This is a genomic window from Nocardia sp. NPDC006982, from assembly GCF_042869435.1.
Lineage (GTDB): Bacteria > Actinomycetota > Actinomycetes > Mycobacteriales > Mycobacteriaceae > Nocardia.
On record NZ_JBIAFV010000014.1, the window covers coordinates 81,598 to 97,439 of the forward strand.

Annotated in this window: 18 protein-coding genes; 14 read left to right on the top strand and 4 right to left on the bottom strand. The window is 63.8% G+C overall.

From position 1 onward, the window contains the following. Positions 1 to 45 precede the first annotated feature (45 nt). The 3 genes from ACFYOW_RS37510 to ACFYOW_RS37520 all read left to right on the top strand — a co-directional run bounded on the left by ACFYOW_RS37510 (position 46) and on the right by ACFYOW_RS37520 (position 1,873). Complete coding sequence (locus tag ACFYOW_RS37510; RefSeq protein WP_387294810.1) at positions 46 to 492, top strand: DoxX family protein; 447 nt, start codon at positions 46 to 48, stop codon at positions 490 to 492. 145 nt (positions 493 to 637) lie between these two features. Beyond that, positions 638 to 1,087 (top strand): hypothetical protein, encoded by a 450-nt coding sequence (locus ACFYOW_RS37515; protein ID WP_387294811.1) that lies wholly within the window; start codon positions 638 to 640, stop codon positions 1,085 to 1,087. A 42-nt stretch (positions 1,088 to 1,129) separates the two neighbouring features. Next, positions 1,130 to 1,873, top strand: coding sequence for a DUF4191 domain-containing protein (locus ACFYOW_RS37520; RefSeq protein ID WP_387294812.1), 744 nt, complete (start codon positions 1,130 to 1,132; stop codon positions 1,871 to 1,873). 46 nt (positions 1,874 to 1,919) lie between these two features. Here ACFYOW_RS37520 and ACFYOW_RS37525 read toward each other — a convergent pair whose 3' ends face one another. Together ACFYOW_RS37525 and ACFYOW_RS37530 are read right to left on the bottom strand one after the other, a co-directional pair. After that, positions 1,920 to 2,309 carry a YrdB family protein gene (locus ACFYOW_RS37525; RefSeq protein WP_387294813.1) on the bottom strand — a complete coding sequence of 130 codons (390 nt, stop codon included), beginning with the start codon at positions 2,307 to 2,309 and terminating at the stop codon, positions 1,920 to 1,922. A gap of 37 nt (positions 2,310 to 2,346) precedes the next feature. After that, positions 2,347 to 2,877 carry an RDD family protein gene (locus ACFYOW_RS37530; protein WP_387294814.1) on the bottom strand — a complete coding sequence of 177 codons (531 nt, stop codon included), beginning with the start codon at positions 2,875 to 2,877 and terminating at the stop codon, positions 2,347 to 2,349. Positions 2,878 to 3,129: 252 nt separating this feature from the next. On the opposite strand from ACFYOW_RS37530, the gene glnA reads away from it, so the two are divergent. From glnA to ACFYOW_RS37555, 5 genes are all read left to right on the top strand, one after another. Next, positions 3,130 to 4,566: a type I glutamate--ammonia ligase gene (glnA, locus tag ACFYOW_RS37535; RefSeq protein WP_387294815.1), complete on the top strand. Its 1,437-nt coding sequence runs from the start codon at positions 3,130 to 3,132 to the stop codon at positions 4,564 to 4,566. Between the two features lie 197 nt (positions 4,567 to 4,763). Next, a complete protein-coding gene (locus ACFYOW_RS37540) occupies positions 4,764 to 4,910 on the top strand; it encodes a hypothetical protein (RefSeq protein WP_387295027.1) in 147 nt (48 codons plus the stop codon). Then, a complete protein-coding gene (locus ACFYOW_RS37545; RefSeq protein WP_387294816.1) occupies positions 4,882 to 5,037 on the top strand; it encodes a hypothetical protein in 156 nt (51 codons plus the stop codon). The genes ACFYOW_RS37540 and ACFYOW_RS37545 overlap by 29 nt, the downstream gene beginning before the upstream one ends. Positions 5,038 to 5,230: 193 nt before the next feature. After that, positions 5,231 to 5,416: an HAD family hydrolase gene (locus tag ACFYOW_RS37550; protein ID WP_387294817.1), complete on the top strand. Its 186-nt coding sequence runs from the start codon at positions 5,231 to 5,233 to the stop codon at positions 5,414 to 5,416. 446 nt (positions 5,417 to 5,862) lie between these two features. Then, complete coding sequence (locus tag ACFYOW_RS37555) at positions 5,863 to 6,672, top strand: tyrosine-protein phosphatase (protein ID WP_387294818.1); 810 nt, start codon at positions 5,863 to 5,865, stop codon at positions 6,670 to 6,672. Between the two features lie 307 nt (positions 6,673 to 6,979). Here ACFYOW_RS37555 and ACFYOW_RS37560 read toward each other — a convergent pair whose 3' ends face one another. Both ACFYOW_RS37560 and ACFYOW_RS37565 read right to left on the bottom strand, forming a co-directional pair. Further along, positions 6,980 to 7,531, bottom strand: coding sequence for a hypothetical protein (locus ACFYOW_RS37560; protein WP_387294819.1), 552 nt, complete (start codon positions 7,529 to 7,531; stop codon positions 6,980 to 6,982). A gap of 44 nt (positions 7,532 to 7,575) precedes the next feature. After that, positions 7,576 to 9,783, bottom strand: a complete 2,208-nt coding sequence (locus ACFYOW_RS37565; RefSeq protein WP_387294820.1) for an elongation factor G-like protein EF-G2 — start codon at positions 9,781 to 9,783, stop codon at positions 7,576 to 7,578. A gap of 733 nt (positions 9,784 to 10,516) precedes the next feature. Here ACFYOW_RS37565 and ACFYOW_RS37570 point away from each other — a divergent pair. From ACFYOW_RS37570 to ACFYOW_RS37595, 6 genes are all read left to right on the top strand, one after another. Further along, positions 10,517 to 10,867, top strand: coding sequence for a YbaB/EbfC family nucleoid-associated protein (locus ACFYOW_RS37570; protein ID WP_387294821.1), 351 nt, complete (start codon positions 10,517 to 10,519; stop codon positions 10,865 to 10,867). Positions 10,868 to 10,876: 9 nt separating this feature from the next. Then, positions 10,877 to 11,176, top strand: coding sequence for a hypothetical protein (locus tag ACFYOW_RS37575; RefSeq protein ID WP_387294822.1), 300 nt, complete (start codon positions 10,877 to 10,879; stop codon positions 11,174 to 11,176). Beyond that, positions 11,173 to 12,399, top strand: a complete 1,227-nt coding sequence (locus tag ACFYOW_RS37580; RefSeq protein ID WP_387294823.1) for a DUF6973 domain-containing protein — start codon at positions 11,173 to 11,175, stop codon at positions 12,397 to 12,399. The genes ACFYOW_RS37575 and ACFYOW_RS37580 overlap by 4 nt, the downstream gene beginning before the upstream one ends. 8 nt (positions 12,400 to 12,407) lie before the next feature. Further along, positions 12,408 to 12,929, top strand: coding sequence for a hypothetical protein (locus tag ACFYOW_RS37585; protein ID WP_387294824.1), 522 nt, complete (start codon positions 12,408 to 12,410; stop codon positions 12,927 to 12,929). Positions 12,930 to 13,391: 462 nt separating this feature from the next. Further along, entirely contained in the window at positions 13,392 to 13,904 is a 513-nt protein-coding gene (locus ACFYOW_RS37590; protein ID WP_387294825.1) for an ester cyclase, read from the top strand. Between the two features lie 365 nt (positions 13,905 to 14,269). Beyond that, the gene (locus tag ACFYOW_RS37595) at positions 14,270 to 15,838 is read left to right on the top strand and encodes a hypothetical protein (protein WP_387294826.1); all 1,569 of its coding nucleotides are present in this window, start codon (positions 14,270 to 14,272) and stop codon (positions 15,836 to 15,838) included. The last annotated feature ends 4 nt before the right edge of the window (positions 15,839 to 15,842 follow it).

The following is a 15,842-nucleotide window of genomic DNA, read 5'->3' on the forward strand; positions in this document are numbered from 1 at the left end:
GTCAGGGGTGTGACAGCGGGAAACGCTCGCGCACGAGGCAGGACCATGAGCAACGCACGATCGATCGGCTACTGGACCACTACCGGGTTGACGGTATTCGTCCTGGCATCGGGCGGTATCGCCGATCTGCTGCATCGCGGCGGGACCGCGGCGGGCATGACGGAATTGGGTTATCCGACCTATGTCATGACCATCCTCGGATTCTGGAAAGTGCTCGGCGCCATGGCACTTGCGGTCCCGCGCTTTCCGCTGGTGAAGGAATGGGCCTATGCCGGTGCGTTTTTCGACCTGACCGGCGGATTCGCCTCACATATCGCGCACCGTTCCGCCGCGAATCATCTGATCTACACCGGCTTTTTCGCGCTGTGTGTGGTGGCGTCGTGGGCAATGCGGCCTGCGAACCGCAGGCTGGACGTGCCCGTTTTCCGCGGGCTCGGCCGGGTTGCGGAATCGGAGGTTGTGACGTCCCGGCGGATTGCCGCGACCGCGTGAGGCAGGAGCCTGTCGTTCGCGAGAACGGCAGGCTATTTGCTCTTGCTATCGCCCAGCGGGAACGGCACATTCGGTCAATCAGATTCGGCTGGTGTCCCAGGCAGCGCGGCGTATGATCGGCCCAGTGCGAGTCCCCGGGGGGAGTATGAGTGAGCCGGTGACCACGGATTGGGATCTATTCGTGCGGTCGCTGGCACAGTGCCTATCGGAACTGCCTTCGCGGGCAACGCTGGTCATCGCCGCGCCCGGCAATCGATACGTCCAATTCGTGCAATACGACATCAAACTGTCCGTCGAACTGGCGGGCAATTCCTATCTCGCCCAGCCCATCTCGCCGACCGCCGAACGTATGCTGCGCGATCTCGGCTGGCGCGAACCCGTCGCACGGCGCGAGATCGACAATTGGACTCGCACCCTGCTCTGGCCACTGTCTTTGGAAACTTTGCGCGGACTCGCCCGCTCGGTCGCGGTCGGCCTGCGTGACGCGCTCGGTGTCGGCACGCCCGCGGAGTTGCGTGCCATGGGGTGGACCGAGACCTCAGGTGATCTGGATCTCACCGCTTTAGGTGAGATCGCGCGTCGCGGCGTCAACTGACGCGGTGGGGGCACCCATCCGACGTGCCACTATTCTGTGAATATGGCAGTAGGCAAGGGCGGCACGCCGTCGAAGGAAGCGAAGGCCGCGGCTAAGGCGGCCCGCAAGCAGCAGTCGAAAGAACGCCGCCAGCAGCTCTGGCAGGCGTTCCAGATGCAGCGCAAGGAAGACAAGCTGCTGCTGCCTTTGATGATCGGCGCTGTCGTCGGCATCACGGTCGTTTTCCTGGTGGTCGGCCTGATCTTCGGGCTGCAGTGGTTCCTGCTGCCGCTCGGTCTGCTGCTCGGTGTGCTCGTCGCGTTCATCATCTTCGGTCGCCGGGTGCAGCGGAATGTCTACGCCAAGGCCGAGGGCCAGGCGGGTGCGGCGGCCTGGGTGCTGGACAACCTGCAGGGCAAATGGCGGGTCAGCAATGGCATCGCGGCCACCACTCAGTTGGATGCGGTGCACCGGGTGATCGGTCTGCCGGGCGTCATCCTGATCGGCGAGGGTTCCCCGCAGCGGCTGAAGTCGCTACTGGCGCAGGAGAAGAAGCGCACCGCGCGACTCATCGGCGACACCCCGATCTACGACATCATCATCGGCAACGATGAGGGCCAGATCCCGCTGAAGGAGCTGCAGAAGCACCTCACCAAGCTGCCCCGCAATATCGACGCCAAGCGCATCGACCTCATCGAGGGTCGCCTGGCCGCGCTGAGTTCGCGCAGCGGTCCCGCACTGCCCAAGGGCCCGATGCCCGCGGGCGCCAAGATGCGCGGGGTGCAGCGCACCATCCGCCGGCGCTGATCCTGTTTCGAGGCCCGCATCCCATGGGATGCGGGCCTTCGCATTTCTAAGGAGTCGTTCCGGTTCGCCCGGTGCCGAGCAACCAGGTGATCCGGTCGTAGCCGACGACGTGGTAGACGACGAGTACCGCGGTGAAGACCAGGGCCCAACGCGGCAGCCCCGCGAGCCAGAATGCCGCCGCGCCACCGAACAGCACCACGATCTCGACCAGCAGACGCACCCAGCCGTCCACCGCGACCGGGGCATTTCCGCTGCGGCTCGGATCGCCGGGCACCGCGAACGTCCCCCAAGCCGCGGCGGCGGCGAGCGGCAGCAGTACAACCAGCACATAGCGCCAAGGCGAATCGAACGCGAGCCAACCGCAGACCGCGAACGACGAGATGGCGGCGAGTTCGAGGAACAGGCGGACCGCCAGCATGACCGGATTCAGAGACACCGCCGCAGCGTACTGTTCCGACGCCCGCCCGGAGGTGCTAGCGCGAGCGGACGACCGCGGTGCCGGTGGCGCGGTCGTGCATGCCGCGACCGTCGGCGTCGGTGAACAGCGCCGGAACCACGAAGACCAGCAGCACCTGGCGGGCCAGCGCGCGCACGAAGCCGACGGCCACCGGCGCATCGACGCGGATGACGCGCAGGCGCAGGAAGTACTGCCCCGGCGTGTACCCGAACAACGACACCGCGACGACGCCGATCACGAACCAGACGAGCAGGTTGGGTGTGGTGAGCGCACTCACAATCGCCTCGAAATTCGACGGGCGCGGCTTCCCGGCCGGAATATCCATGCCGGCGATGATCTTGTCCGGGTTCGGTCGAACAATGATTGCGGTCACACCGAGCGAGATGAACCAGTCCACCATGAGCGCGACGATGCGCCGCAACATGCCGACCAGTGACCCCGCGCCCGAGCGCGGCAGACCCAGGTGCTGACCGGGGAACTCGGGGGTTGCCGGATCGCCCGGGTCGGCCGAAGGTCCGGAGAGCCAGGATCCGCTGATGCGTGCCATGATCCCCAGAATAGGCCTCTACGACCGGTCGTAGGACATCGCATTAACCCAAGTGACCTCGGCGGGCGCTGGTAAAAAGGACAGGATTACGATGCTGTTCGAGCCCGGGTGGCCATCAACGCCCGGCCAGCCGCACGTGTAACACTGGCGAAACACAGCCTTGATTGCTGGGAAACATCGCGTCCATAGCGTCTGGACGCGACGAACCCATGCAATCGACACTGGCTGGGAACCGATCCGTAAGGAGAACAAGTGACGTTCAGCACGGCCGACGAGGTCATCAAGCACATCAAGGAAGAGGAAGTCGAATACGTCGACATCCGCTTCAGTGATCTTCCGGGTGTGCAGCAGCACTTCTCGATCCCCGCGAAGGCTTTCACCGCTGACCTCGCTGAGGAAGGGCTAGCGTTCGACGGCTCCTCCGTCCGTGGCTTCCAGTCCATCGATGAGTCGGACATGCTGCTGCTCCCCGACTTCAGCACCGCGCGGCTGGACCCGTTCCGCCAGGCCAAGACGCTGAACCTCAACTTCTTCGTGCACGACCCGTTCACCCGGGAGGCCTACAGCCGCGACCCGCGTAACGTCGCGCGCAAGGCGGAGGAGTACCTGAAGAGCACCGGCATCGCCGACACCGCCTACTTCGGTGCCGAGGCCGAGTTCTACATCTTCGACTCCATCCGTTACGACTCGGGCATGAACGGCGCCTTCTACGAGATCGAGTCGATCTCGGGCTCCTGGAACACCGGCGCGGAGTTCAACCCGGACGGCACCCTGAACCGCGGCTACAAGGTCCGTAACAAGGGCGGTTACTTCCCGGTCGCCCCGTACGACCACTACGTCGACCTGCGCGACAAGATCTCGACCAACCTGCAGAACGCGGGCTTCGAACTCGAGCGTGGCCACCACGAGGTCGGTACCGCCGGTCAAGCCGAGATCAACTATAAGTTCGGCACCCTGCTCGGCGCGGCCGACGACCTGCAGCTGTTCAAGTACATCGTGAAGAACACCGCGTGGGCCGAGGGCAAGACCGTCACCTTCATGCCGAAGCCGCTCTTCGGCGACAACGGCTCGGGCATGCACGTGCACCAGTCGCTGTGGAAGGACGGCAAGCCGCTGTTCCACGACGAGGCCGGCTACGCGGGCCTGTCGGATCTGGCGCGCCACTACATCGGCGGCATCCTGCACCACGCCCCGTCGCTGCTGGCGTTCACCAACCCGACCGTGAACTCCTACCACCGCCTGGTCCCGGGCTACGAGGCCCCGATCAACCTGGTGTACTCGCAGCGCAATCGCTCCGCCGCGGTCCGCATCCCGGTCACCGGTAACAACCCGAAGGCCAAGCGCATCGAGTTCCGTGCGCCCGACTCCTCGGGTAACCCGTACCTGGCCTTCGCCGCCATGATGATGGCCGGCCTGGACGGCATCAAGAAGAAGATCGAGCCGAAGGCTCCGGTCGACAAGGACCTCTACGAGCTCCCGCCGGAGGAGGCCAAGGGCATCCCGCAGGCCCCCACCAGCCTGGCTTCGGTCATCGACCGCCTCGAGGCCGACCACGACTACCTCACCGAAGGTAACGTGTTCACCCCGGACCTGATCGAGACCTGGATCAACCTCAAGCGCGAAAACGAAATCGCGCCGGTGAACCTGCGTCCGCACCCGTATGAGTTCGAGCTCTACTTCGACGTGTAAGTCGTTGTAAGGCAAGGAGCCCCATCCGTTTCGGCGGATGGGGCTCCGTCGTTTCTCGGGGAGCTTTTGGCTCGAAGCGCTGGTTATAGTGGGCACACCGGTTCAGTTACAAGGCAATTCGGAACCGGGAGTGCTGAGGGGGGTAGACGAGCGAAGTTTCGGTAGAGCCGGAAAAGTTGCGGACGCACGCCGCGAATGTGGAGAAAGTCGGCCAATCCTTGTCGCAGGCACTGGAGGCTGCGCAGGCGGTATCACTGCCGACGGATGCGTTCGGCAAGCTGTGTGCCTTCCTCCCCACCACTATTCGTCGATTCGGTGGAGACCGACGGCGTCGACGCGATTGAATCGGCGCAAACGGCGTTGTGGGAAGATGCGGGCAAGCTCCGCAGCGTCGCCGACAGCTTCGAAACCGTCGACGCCTCGCGAGCCGCACAGTTGAAGGCGGTCACCCCTGACGGGGCGTCGAATTGACCGAGACCTCATCGAACCCGCTGATCGCGCTGCGGGAGGATTCGGCGCAATGGTATTCGGGTGTCTCGGTTTTCGAAACGGTCTCGGACCTGCACTCGGCGATTTCGTCGGGATCGTACGGGCCAACTTGGTCGGCGTTGCCCAACGTCGTGCGGCTCAGAAGTAACGCGCGTCGTTTGCTCGCGCAAACACTGTGCTGGTCGGTGATACGCCGAACGACCTACGCGCTGGCCTTGACGGCGGAGCCAAAATTATCGCTGTCGCTTCTGGCAGTGACAGTGCCGACGTACTCGCCAACGCCGGGGCGGATCTGGTCCTTTCCAGCCTCGCCGATACAGCCGCTTTCCTGACGGCAATCGAGCAGACGCTCGGGGTCTGAGGTTCGCCGAGAACGCCTTCCAGAATGTGGAATCCATGATGGGCGAAGCGGTTTCCCATAGACGAACTACGAAGGGCGCGCGAGCAGTTCGATCGAGCGCGGGGGGAGGCGGTGGCGTCGGAAAACGTACGCGCGGTAGCCGGTAATGGTAATCGGTGCCGTGCAATCAATTTCGAGTAGGCATATACTGCTTCGGCACTGCCGCAACCGATCTCGGGTTTCGCTGGCTGGCGGTCCGCGTTAGTGCCGAAGGAACAGTCTGAATCTCATTGAGCGGCATGGGAATACCGGTGAGTGGGGTAACGGCGGCGGGATCGGTGGGAAGTGGCGCGCGAGGGGTGGGGTGGGTTCTACTGTCCCGCGCCATGAGGATTTCACTTGTTTCACTTATAGGTGCTGCTGCGGCGGCGTTGGCGTTGACTGCGACGGGGGTGCAGCCTTCGGCGGTGGCTGAGCCGAGTGTTGCGGCGGTCGGTGGGAAGATCGATTTGCAGGGGGCGGTCAATGTTCGGGATATCGGGGGGTATCGGACTTATGACGGGGCGAAGGTCAAGGCGGGAAAGGTTATTCGGTCGGATTCGTTGGAGAAGTTGACGGACTCCGATGTGCAGAAGCTGGGAACCCTGAATCTCAAAGCCGTTATTGATCTGCGGACGCCGGCGGAGGTGCAGTTCGCGGGGGCCGACAAGGTGCCTGCGGGGGTGCAGAAGGTGGCGCGGCCGATTGATGACACCGGGTTGTTCCAGCAGATGTTGGCGGCGATTCAGTCTCGGGATCCGCAGATGCAGGAGGAGCTGCTCGGGAACGGGAAGGCCGAGGAGATCATGGCGAACGTGTATCGGAGTTTCTTCACCGATGATTCGCGGGCGAAGTTCGGGCAGACGATTCGGGATCTGGCGGCGACCGATCGGGCGACGCTGTACCACTGCACCTCGGGTAAGGATCGGACTGGCTGGCTGACGTATGTGGTGTTGCGGGCCGTCGGGGTGCCTGAACAGACTGCGCGGCAGGATTATCTGCTGTCGAATCAGTATCGGGCCGCGGCGGATGCCAAGTTGCGCGAGCAGGTGAAGCAGGCGGGGCTGATGCAGAATCCCGATCTGCTGATTCCGCTGCAAGTGGTCAGCGACGAGTACCTGGATACCGCGATCGCTACGATGGAGCAGGCCTACGGCGATTTCGGGAAGTTCCTGACGCAGGGCTTGGGCCTCGACGGCGGCACCCTCGTACAACTTCGGAAGAACCTGGTGAGCTAGCGAGAACGGTTCGGGCCCATCCCTTTCCGAAGGCGTGGGCCCGACCCGCGTCCGCCGCCCTCGGACCGTCGCACAACCAATCACGATCGCGCACACCGTATAGAGCCTGTTGCCGATTATCGCGGATTTTGGTCGTGACATAGGTCATGCCTCTATTTCAACCGCTGCCGTGCAATCATCCTCAGCTGGAAGTGATTTGATCCCCCGACTGTGACGTTGATATGACGGAACAACCGCCCCGCGGCGCATTCGGCAACAGGCTCTACAGCCTGTGCGAACTCCTCACACTCTGTGCGACAGCAGGAGTTCAGATCGGGAGCACCATCTCCACCAGGTCCCATAGCGATACGCCTCCGGTGCCGAAAGCTGTGACCAACGCGTAGGCGATGAGCGCGTCCTCCAGGGTGGGCTGGCGAACGGTTACTCCGGGATCGCGCACGGTGAATGGCAATGCCCAGACGACCTCGATGTGGTGCGACCCCGTCAACATGAATTCGCCGAGCACGTGCTCGCCCCGATCCCGCTGTCCGACCACCAAGGCGCTGGAGTGCAGATTCGTCGGCATCAGCCGCAAAATCGTGCCATCGACCTCGGCGGCCACGCGATAGGTCCACCGGTAGTAGAAATGTCCGCGCCCGACCGTCAACCTGATCGGGCGATCATTGATCGATGCCCGCAGCCGCTTGGCATTTCGCGTACCGATGGGAACGCGCTGACGAGTGCGTGGACCGATCCGCTCGATGGTCACGGCAGTGGCATCGTCGAATACCGGTGTGGCGACCACTTTTTCGTCGGTTCGCGTGATCACGATCTTGCCGAAATGCTCGGTGTCGACGACGAAACGCTCTGGACTGCTCACCCGGCTCCTTCGACGCTAGCGAAAACATCCTGCGGCGCTGGGGATCAGCCCGACTTCCTGGCCTGCTCGCGGACCGAGCCGGCCAGCGCGTTCGGCATCGGTTCGTGCCGGATATACGAGCGCGTGAAATCACCCGCGCCATGTGAGATGGAGCGCAGATCTATTGCGTAGCGGGTGAGTTCGAGTTCGGGCACCTCGGCGTGGATGCGGGTGCGGCCGGTGCCGTGCGGTTCGGTGCCGAGGACGCGTCCGCGGCGTCCCGACAGATCGCTGAGTACCGGACCGACATAGTCGTCGGTTACCACCACCCATACTTCGGCGATCGGTTCGAGCAGGTCGATACCGGCGGCGGCCGCGGCCTCGCGCAACGCGAGCGCACCCGCTGTCTGGAAGGCGGCATCGGAGGAATCGACCGAATGCGCCTTGCCGTCGAAGAGGGTCACGCGCATATCGACGAGCGGGTATCCGGCCGCCACTCCGCGCCCGGCCTGGGCGCGGACACCCTTCTCCACCGACGGAATGAATTGTCGCGGTACGACTCCGCCGACCACCCGGTCGACGAATTCGATGCCCGAACCGCCCGGCAGCGGTTCCACTTCGATCTCGCAGACCGCGTACTGTCCGTGCCCGCCCGACTGTTTGACGTGCCTGCCCTTACCGGTCGCCTTGCCCGCGAACGTTTCTCGCAGCGCGACCTTGTGATCGATCACGTCGACCTGCACGCCGAACCTGGTGCGCAACCGCTCCAGCGCGACATCGCGGTGCGCCTCACCCAGGCACCACAGCACGATCTGGTGGGTGTCGGGATTCTGTTCCAGCCGGATCGCGGGATCCTCGGCCGCCAGCCGGGCCAGGCCGCTGGAGAGCTTGTCCTCATCCGCCTTGCTGCGCGCCTGAATGGCGATGGGCAGCAGGGGATCCGGCATCTGCCATGGTTCGATCAGCAGCGGCGCGGCGGTGCCGGACAGGGTATCGCCGGTTTCCGCGTGGCTCAGTTTGGTGACATAGGCGATATCACCGGCGATGGCCTGGCCGAGTGGACGCTGCTGTTTACCGAACGGTGCGGTGATGGCGCCGATGCGCTCGTCCACATCGTGGCTCTCGTGGCCGCGGTCCTCCAGGCCGTGACCGCAGACATGCACGGTGTCGTCGGGTCGCAGGGTGCCGGAGAATACGCGAACCAGCGAGACCCGGCCGACATATGGATCCGAGGCGGTGCGGATCACCTCGGCGGCCAGGGTGCCGTCCGGATCGCAGTGCAAGGGTGTCGACGCCGCGCCGTCGGAGGTGTTGATCGCCGAGACCGCATGTTCCGACGGTGTGGGAAATCCGCCGGTGATCAGCTCCAGCAGTTCGATGGTGCCTAGGCCCTGTTTGGCCCCTTCCGGGGCGGGCGCGCCGAACAGGACGGGATGGAAGCTGCCCCGGGCGACCGCGCGTTCGAGGTCCTCGACCAACGCCGCCAGCTCGATCTCCTCGCCGCCGAGATAGCGCTCCATCAGGGTTTCGTCTTCGCTCTCGGCGATGATGCCCTCGATCAGCCGGTTGCGCGCGTCCTCGAGCGGCGGCAGCTGATCGGCGGACGGTTCGCACTGGACCTCCTCGCCGGAGGAGTAGTCCGCGATGCAGTGCGGCAGCAGCTCGACCAATCCGGTCACCGGGCGATGACCGTCCGGACTCTTCGGTCCGTACACCGGAAGATGCAGCGGCAGAATGTTTTCCGAGGAACCGCCGCCGAGTACCTGTCGACAGGTCTCGGTCATCTCGTCGAATTCGGCGCGTGCGGTGTCGAGGTGGGTGATCACGATGGCCCGCGGCATCCCGACCGCCGCGCACTCCTCCCACAGCGCGCGGGTCGCACCGCTCACGGCCTCGGCGCCCTCGGCCGCCGAGATGACGAACAGGGCCGCATCCGCCGCACGCAGACCCGCGCGCAGCTCACCGACGAAATCGGCGTATCCGGGGGTATCCAGCAGATTGATCTTTATCCCGTGCCACACCATCGGCACCACCGACAGCTGCACCGATCGGTGCTGGCGGTGTTCGATCTCGTCGTAATCCGATAGCGACGTCCCGTCCTCCACCCGGCCCGCGCGATTCACCGCGCCCGCCGTGAGCGCCAACGCCTCCACCAACGTGGTCTTACCCGACCCGCTGTGCCCGACCAGCACTACATTCCGGATGTCCTCCGGCCGCTGTGCCATCACAGCCTTACCGTTGGTCCCTGCGGACGCACTCGCTTTCTCGACCATGTGTCTCGCTTTCTCGGTCGACACTTACGGTCCTTCGAGCTTCCCACCAGCCGTCCCGTCGCGTGCACGGATCGGGCGATCCGATGTGTTCATTTGCGTTTGGGTTGGCGTGTACGTGGGGTTCAGCATCCGGCCAGACGCGGCCCAGGTCTGTGTAAGTGTGCGACGCGACGGTGCGGTCGGCTGTTGCGCGTAATCGGGATAACAACTCGGGGCGCGAGCCGTTCCAGCAAGTCAGGTCGACCGACCAGTCTGTACAAGACTGGAGCGTCCGGGGGTGTTCGAAGATCAACGCTGGCCCAGCCGGATGCCAACGAACCGCACCGCCCCTTGGGGACGAAATCGGCGCCAGACCGCTGGCTCTCGCTTGGCCGGCTCGTATACCGATGGCGTGCGGCCTGGTCAGCGCCGTGCTCGCTCAGGTAGATCCGAAAGCTCGAGGTTGCGGCACTTTGTTGTGCACGCAGCGACAAATCCAGGACCGCGACTCTCGGGCAAGGTCAAGCGTGGCACTGAATGCGCGATGCTCAGCGCATGTTCGATACAGGACCCCGGTGCCGCGAATCCACTCATTTCGACGACCGGGGCGGCGGGCGTTGTGTCTGTTGCGCCGAATTTTCCTGCAGCGCCGGAGATCGGCAGCGGCGTGCCGGGCTCGATAGGTGGAACTGCTACGTTTGCGGACATCTGCGGAATCGACGCGGCTGGAAGATAATCGGGTGGTTGGGGCGGAATGACCGAGGACACTGAAGAGTTGGCCGCGCGGATCAAGCGGATCAATGAGGCGACCGAACGGGTGCGGGGGCGTGCGCAGTCCGCCGACGGCACTGTGTACGTCGAAACCGATGCCCGCGGGGCGATTACGGATCTGCGACTCGCACCCCAGGCGGTGGAGCATGGAATGAGCCGACTGGCCATGCTCATCGCCGATCGGCATCGGGTGGCGTATACGAACGCCGAAGCCGAGGCCCAGCAGATCTTCACGGAGCTATCGGCCGCGCCGTCGACGTACGTCCCGACGCACCTCCGCGGCAACAACGGCACTGACCGCAGTTCGTTTGGCGACCACGAATACGTCGTCTGAGGTCGTGGGATGTTCGAGATCGATCCTGGGCGAGTTCGTGAACTCGCAAACGGTGTGCGCGGACGCGCGACCACCATCGCAGGCAAGGCGCCGGTGGCCGTCCCGGCTCGCGATCAAGCCCGTGCCGGGGCGAAGGAATCGCTGGCACTGACCCGGGCCGAGGAGACGCTGAAGGCTCTCGATGAAGTACTGAAGTTCCATGCTGGTCGGTTCACTGGAATCGGGGATCTCGCGGAAAAGGCGGCGAACGAGTTCGAGGAGTTGGACAGGCAGCGCGCTGTAGAACTCGATCAGGCCGGGCCGCGATGAGTGAAACGGAGCCGCTGACGATCTCGAAGGTTCTGGCGTGGAATCTCAACCCGGCTCGGGACTTGGTCGCTGCCCTCAATCGGGTTGCCGGGGACGTCGAAGCCGAAGTCGAAGCTGCAGCCGGCGCGCTCGCCGGCTCGTATGAGTACTTCGACAGCGAGTCCGGTGAATCCGCTCGTCAGCGCGCTCAGGATGACCGCAAAGACGCGCTCACCACCGTCGATATCTACCAAGAACTGGCCGGGGTCATCAATTCAACGACAGCCGTTTTCGAAGGGATGATCCTGCTGATTCGCGCGGCGATCAAGGAGGTAGAGGATTCCGAGTGGGATCTCTTCTACCGAGATGACGGCGAGGTGATGTCGAGGAAGTCCAATTGGGAGTGGATGAAGAAGTACTGGTGGTCGCCGGGCACGGCCATCGCGCATAAGGAATTGGAGGAGGCTCGGCTGGGCGGTGGGCTGCGCGTCTGCTTGAACCGAATTCAGGAAGCGGACTTGATGGCAGAGGGAACGATTCAGGGTGTGCTCGAGAAGGTCCCGAATTCGGCCCGGCAGGCGCTCATCGCTATACCCGCCGATATCGAGCTGGCGAAGATTCTCACCGACTATCAAACCGATGCCACCAAAGAAACCGTGGTGTGGCCGAGCGGCTGGCTCCTCGATATCGTCCGCGGCTGGGATCCGACCTTCAAAGCGGGTGCGATGCCGCGTGAGGAAGCCACCGCGCTGGAAAACCTGGTCGGCAGGCACGGGGTCATCGGGCTCAAGGAGTTCTATGACATCAAGACCGAGGCAGAGCAGGCCGCTGAGGACCAATTCTCGGGATTGGATCCGAAGACGCAAGAACGAGTGCTCGCTGATGGTCATGGTGATGCGTTCCGGCATGCGTATTGGAACGCGCGGATGACGCAAGAATTCGGTGCGGAATGGACCCAAAATTATACAACGGCGCACGAAAAGACGGGTGGAAATCCGCCGGCGCGTGAGGCGATGGATCTGTACAACAATAAGCTCGGTCGTGAAATCGCGCTCGATAACCCCGATGCAAGCCCTGAACAGTTGCAGACCAAGATTGCGGAGTCGATTCGGGATGGGCATGCGGTCGTGCTCAAAACGCCGGACGGGCAATCTCAACCGCAGATCACCTGGAGCAATCAGGTGCAGGTCGGCACTACTGATATTCAATCCGGAGTTGGGCTTCCGCTGCCCGGGAAGCGATGAGGACTGATATGAAGATTCGGTTTCTTGCCGTCATTGCGGTAGTGATGCCGATGATGAGCGCGTGCTTCGGGAAGGTACCGCCGTCTGCGGAGGAAGTATGTGGCTCGGATATTTTCAATTTCAACAGCCGTAGTGAACCATTGGGATCTGGTCGACGCCTCGTGGAGGAGATCGGCAAGGCAGCCGCGGCGAACACCGCGACCACCCTCGGCGATATCGCTCACGCTGCCGGATGGTCTGACAGTTGGGACCGGATGATCACGGTCTACGCGGATCAGAAGGTCGACGCACTGAACAAGGCGGCACAGATCGACCGGCCCGCAGCATGTTGGCAGAACCTCCCGTATCGCACGAATTCCGATGGCCCAACGACGGCCTACTATCTCTTCCTCTCGAACGGAAAACGCGTACAGGCGGTGGAATGGACTACCGACGCCTGGCCTCCGCTGAATCCGCACTTTCTGCCATCACTCACCCCGCTGTCCGCGCTGGTTGTGGACGAAGAGGGGGAACTCGTACCCGCCGATTGACAGCAGCCATTGGCGAGGAGTGGCCCGATATCGGGTATCCCGGTGTTTTCTTAGTGTGCAGGCCCATGCTTACGTCCACGGATCGAGCAACCCAAGGGCATTGGATCGGGCGCGGCGCCCGGCGCCGGGTCTGGTAGAGCCCGATTCCCGCATTCCCACAGTTTTCCTGGCCGAGGTCGCTCATAGCTGATCTCAAATCAGCTTGTCGAACTATCCACCCGCAGGTAGACATCATGCGAGCACGTGACGGGTCCGCCGCGGGCTCCGTTGCCCCTTACCTCGCGTACGAAAGAGGCGCACAATGATTGCGGTACACCGGTTTCAGGGATTGTGATCGGCGGGTAGCTGGATGTCCGCCGACAACATTCGGACGGGCATCTGCCGTGATGAGAGCGTCCACATACCGGGTCGCGGCGCCTGGATCCGCTGCTGGCATCGCGGCCGCGCTCCAAACCACACTCAATGCCGGGCACCGCGAATGCTGCCCGTAGCGACTATGGCCGCCGCCAGTTCGGCACTATCAATCGAAAGGGAAGCGCCATGTCAGAGCAGAACAAGGCCACCGCCAAGCGCATCTTCGACGCATGGAACGCGCGAGACCTCGATGTATTCGACGAGGTGATCGCGGCTGACTGCATCAACCACGACCCACAGAACCCGTTCGCCGAGGTCCATGGCCCCGACGGCTTCAAAAGGCTCGTGCAGATGTATCTCGCCGCGTTCTCGGATCAACGGTTTTTGGTCAACGAACAGATCGCCGAAGGCGATTTCGTCACCACCCGGTGGACGGGGACAGGCACCAACGACGGCGAGATGATGGGCATGTCCCCGACCGGCAAATCAGCGGTCGTTCAGGGAATCACAATCAGTCGCTTCCAGGACGGCAAGATCGTCGAAAACTGGGCATGTTGGGACACACTCGGGATGATGCAGCAACTCGGTGTCGTCCAGGCGGCGCACTCTGCAACCACCTGACCCGCACCGTATCCCCGCTGCTGTTGGATAAAGTCAAGTGCGGCAGTGAAATTCGAGTGGCCGGTTGGGTACGCCCACTCCGTGCACCTCGCCAGAATGCGGCGGCTCGTCCGCGCGGCTGCCGCTCTTGACGATGTCTTCGGGGGAGAAGACTCGACTCGCCGCGGGGATCCGGCCTCCTCTGAACCGACAACACCGACCCGGTGGCTCGCCGCGACACTCGCGTCTGTCGCCGCCACGCCGGCGTAGTGACACCTTTTGTCGCCAAAACCACACTCTTACGGTGCCTTTCGAATTCTCGTCGGGCGGTCGCGCTGAATACCGTTGGTGGGTCGACTGCGCGGACGAGAGGGAGGGTGACCTCGATGCTGGTTGTCAACGAACGGGCGGCGGTTACGCGATCCGAGCAGTGCGTGCTCGACTGGATGCGAACGTGGACCGGTCAATATGTCATTGTGGGGCTTGCTATTTCGGGATGGCCCCGGCCCGACCGCGACTCCGGGGAGACTGTGCGGGAGGCGGGCCTGGTGGTGCTCACACCACGCGCGATGGTCGTGATCGAAGCCGAGGAGGCCGCCGCCGAGGTGGCTACCGGGGTTTCGGGCCAGGCCGACGGGCGTTCGCGGCTCCTCGAGTTCCAGGGCGATCCGGTTCCTGTCCGCGATTGCGACACCAGTCCGTTCGACCGAGTGACGAGCCATGTGCTCGATCTCGAGGAGTTGGTACGCAAGCGGCATCCGGACGCCTTCGTCGACGGATTGGTCGTGGTTGTGCCAGCTCGGGACGCGTCGGTCATGCTGGATATCGAAGCGTCCGAGCATGGCAACTGTGTGGTCCTCGGGTCGTCGGCCGGATTGCGGGCTTGGTTTCATCGGACGGCGAATCGGAAGCTGATCTGGACCGCGGAGCAGGTGCATGCGCTCCTCGGTGAGCTTCACCTGTCGCACGTGGTCACCGTCGAGGATCTCGCGGCCGAGGGATTTCCGTCAGAGTCGGGACGTCGTATGCGTTCGGAATCCAGGGCGCTGGTCGGCGCTGCCCGCGCATCTGCTCCGCTCGGTGCTATCTATGCTTCGGTCGACAGTTCGAGTGTGGCCGCCGGACAGCCGGACGCGGATGGGCTCTCCGAACCACGGTTCGAGTCGGCCCTGCCGCGGCCTTCCGATGTCACCGAAGTTCTTGTCGACGATCATTCGACAACGACGGTGGACAACTCGACGGCGCTGGTCGGAGCGGTATCACTGTCGAAGCACGATGGGGCGCAGTCTGTTTCGTCCGCGAAAGGTGATACGGGGACAGTATCCGCCGGACTGCAGCCGCCTCCCTCGGCTCCGTACCCACCATGGCTCGCAGCCGACATCGCCAGGGCTCAGGCGAGGGGTGCGCAACGCTCGCGGCTTGCGGTTCGCTCGGATACGGGGCATTCGCACGTATCCGTGCTACCGGCAGAGCCGGAACCGATCGCCGCTGTCGATGCCGATCAGGCGCAGTCGGCACCGCCACCGTCGTCGCCCTACGCCGACGCGTGGTCGTCGTGGGTCGACTCCGACCCGCAATCGATACCGACTCCACCACAGGCTGAGCCGGAACCCATGCGGCCGGCAACCCCGCGGCCGGCAACCCCGCCCGCCGCCGAGCGGGCGAACCAGGATCTGTTTCGCCGACAGGTGTCCGCAGTGCGCAGGCGTACTTCGACCGCGTTGGCGAAAGGAGTCGAGCTCATTCCCGGCCTCCCGCAACACCTCGCGACCTTGCTGATCGCTGCGGTCGTCATCGGCACGATCTGGATCCTGGTTTCCGCGGGGGTGAACCAGCGCGGTAGCGGCCTTCAGCCGCACCTCGTGCCGAATACCGAGACGGTTGCGCCGCCGGAGCCACCGGCTCCGGCTCGGCAGGCTGAACCGCAGTGCTTTCCGTTCCAGCCGGGATGTTGATCGA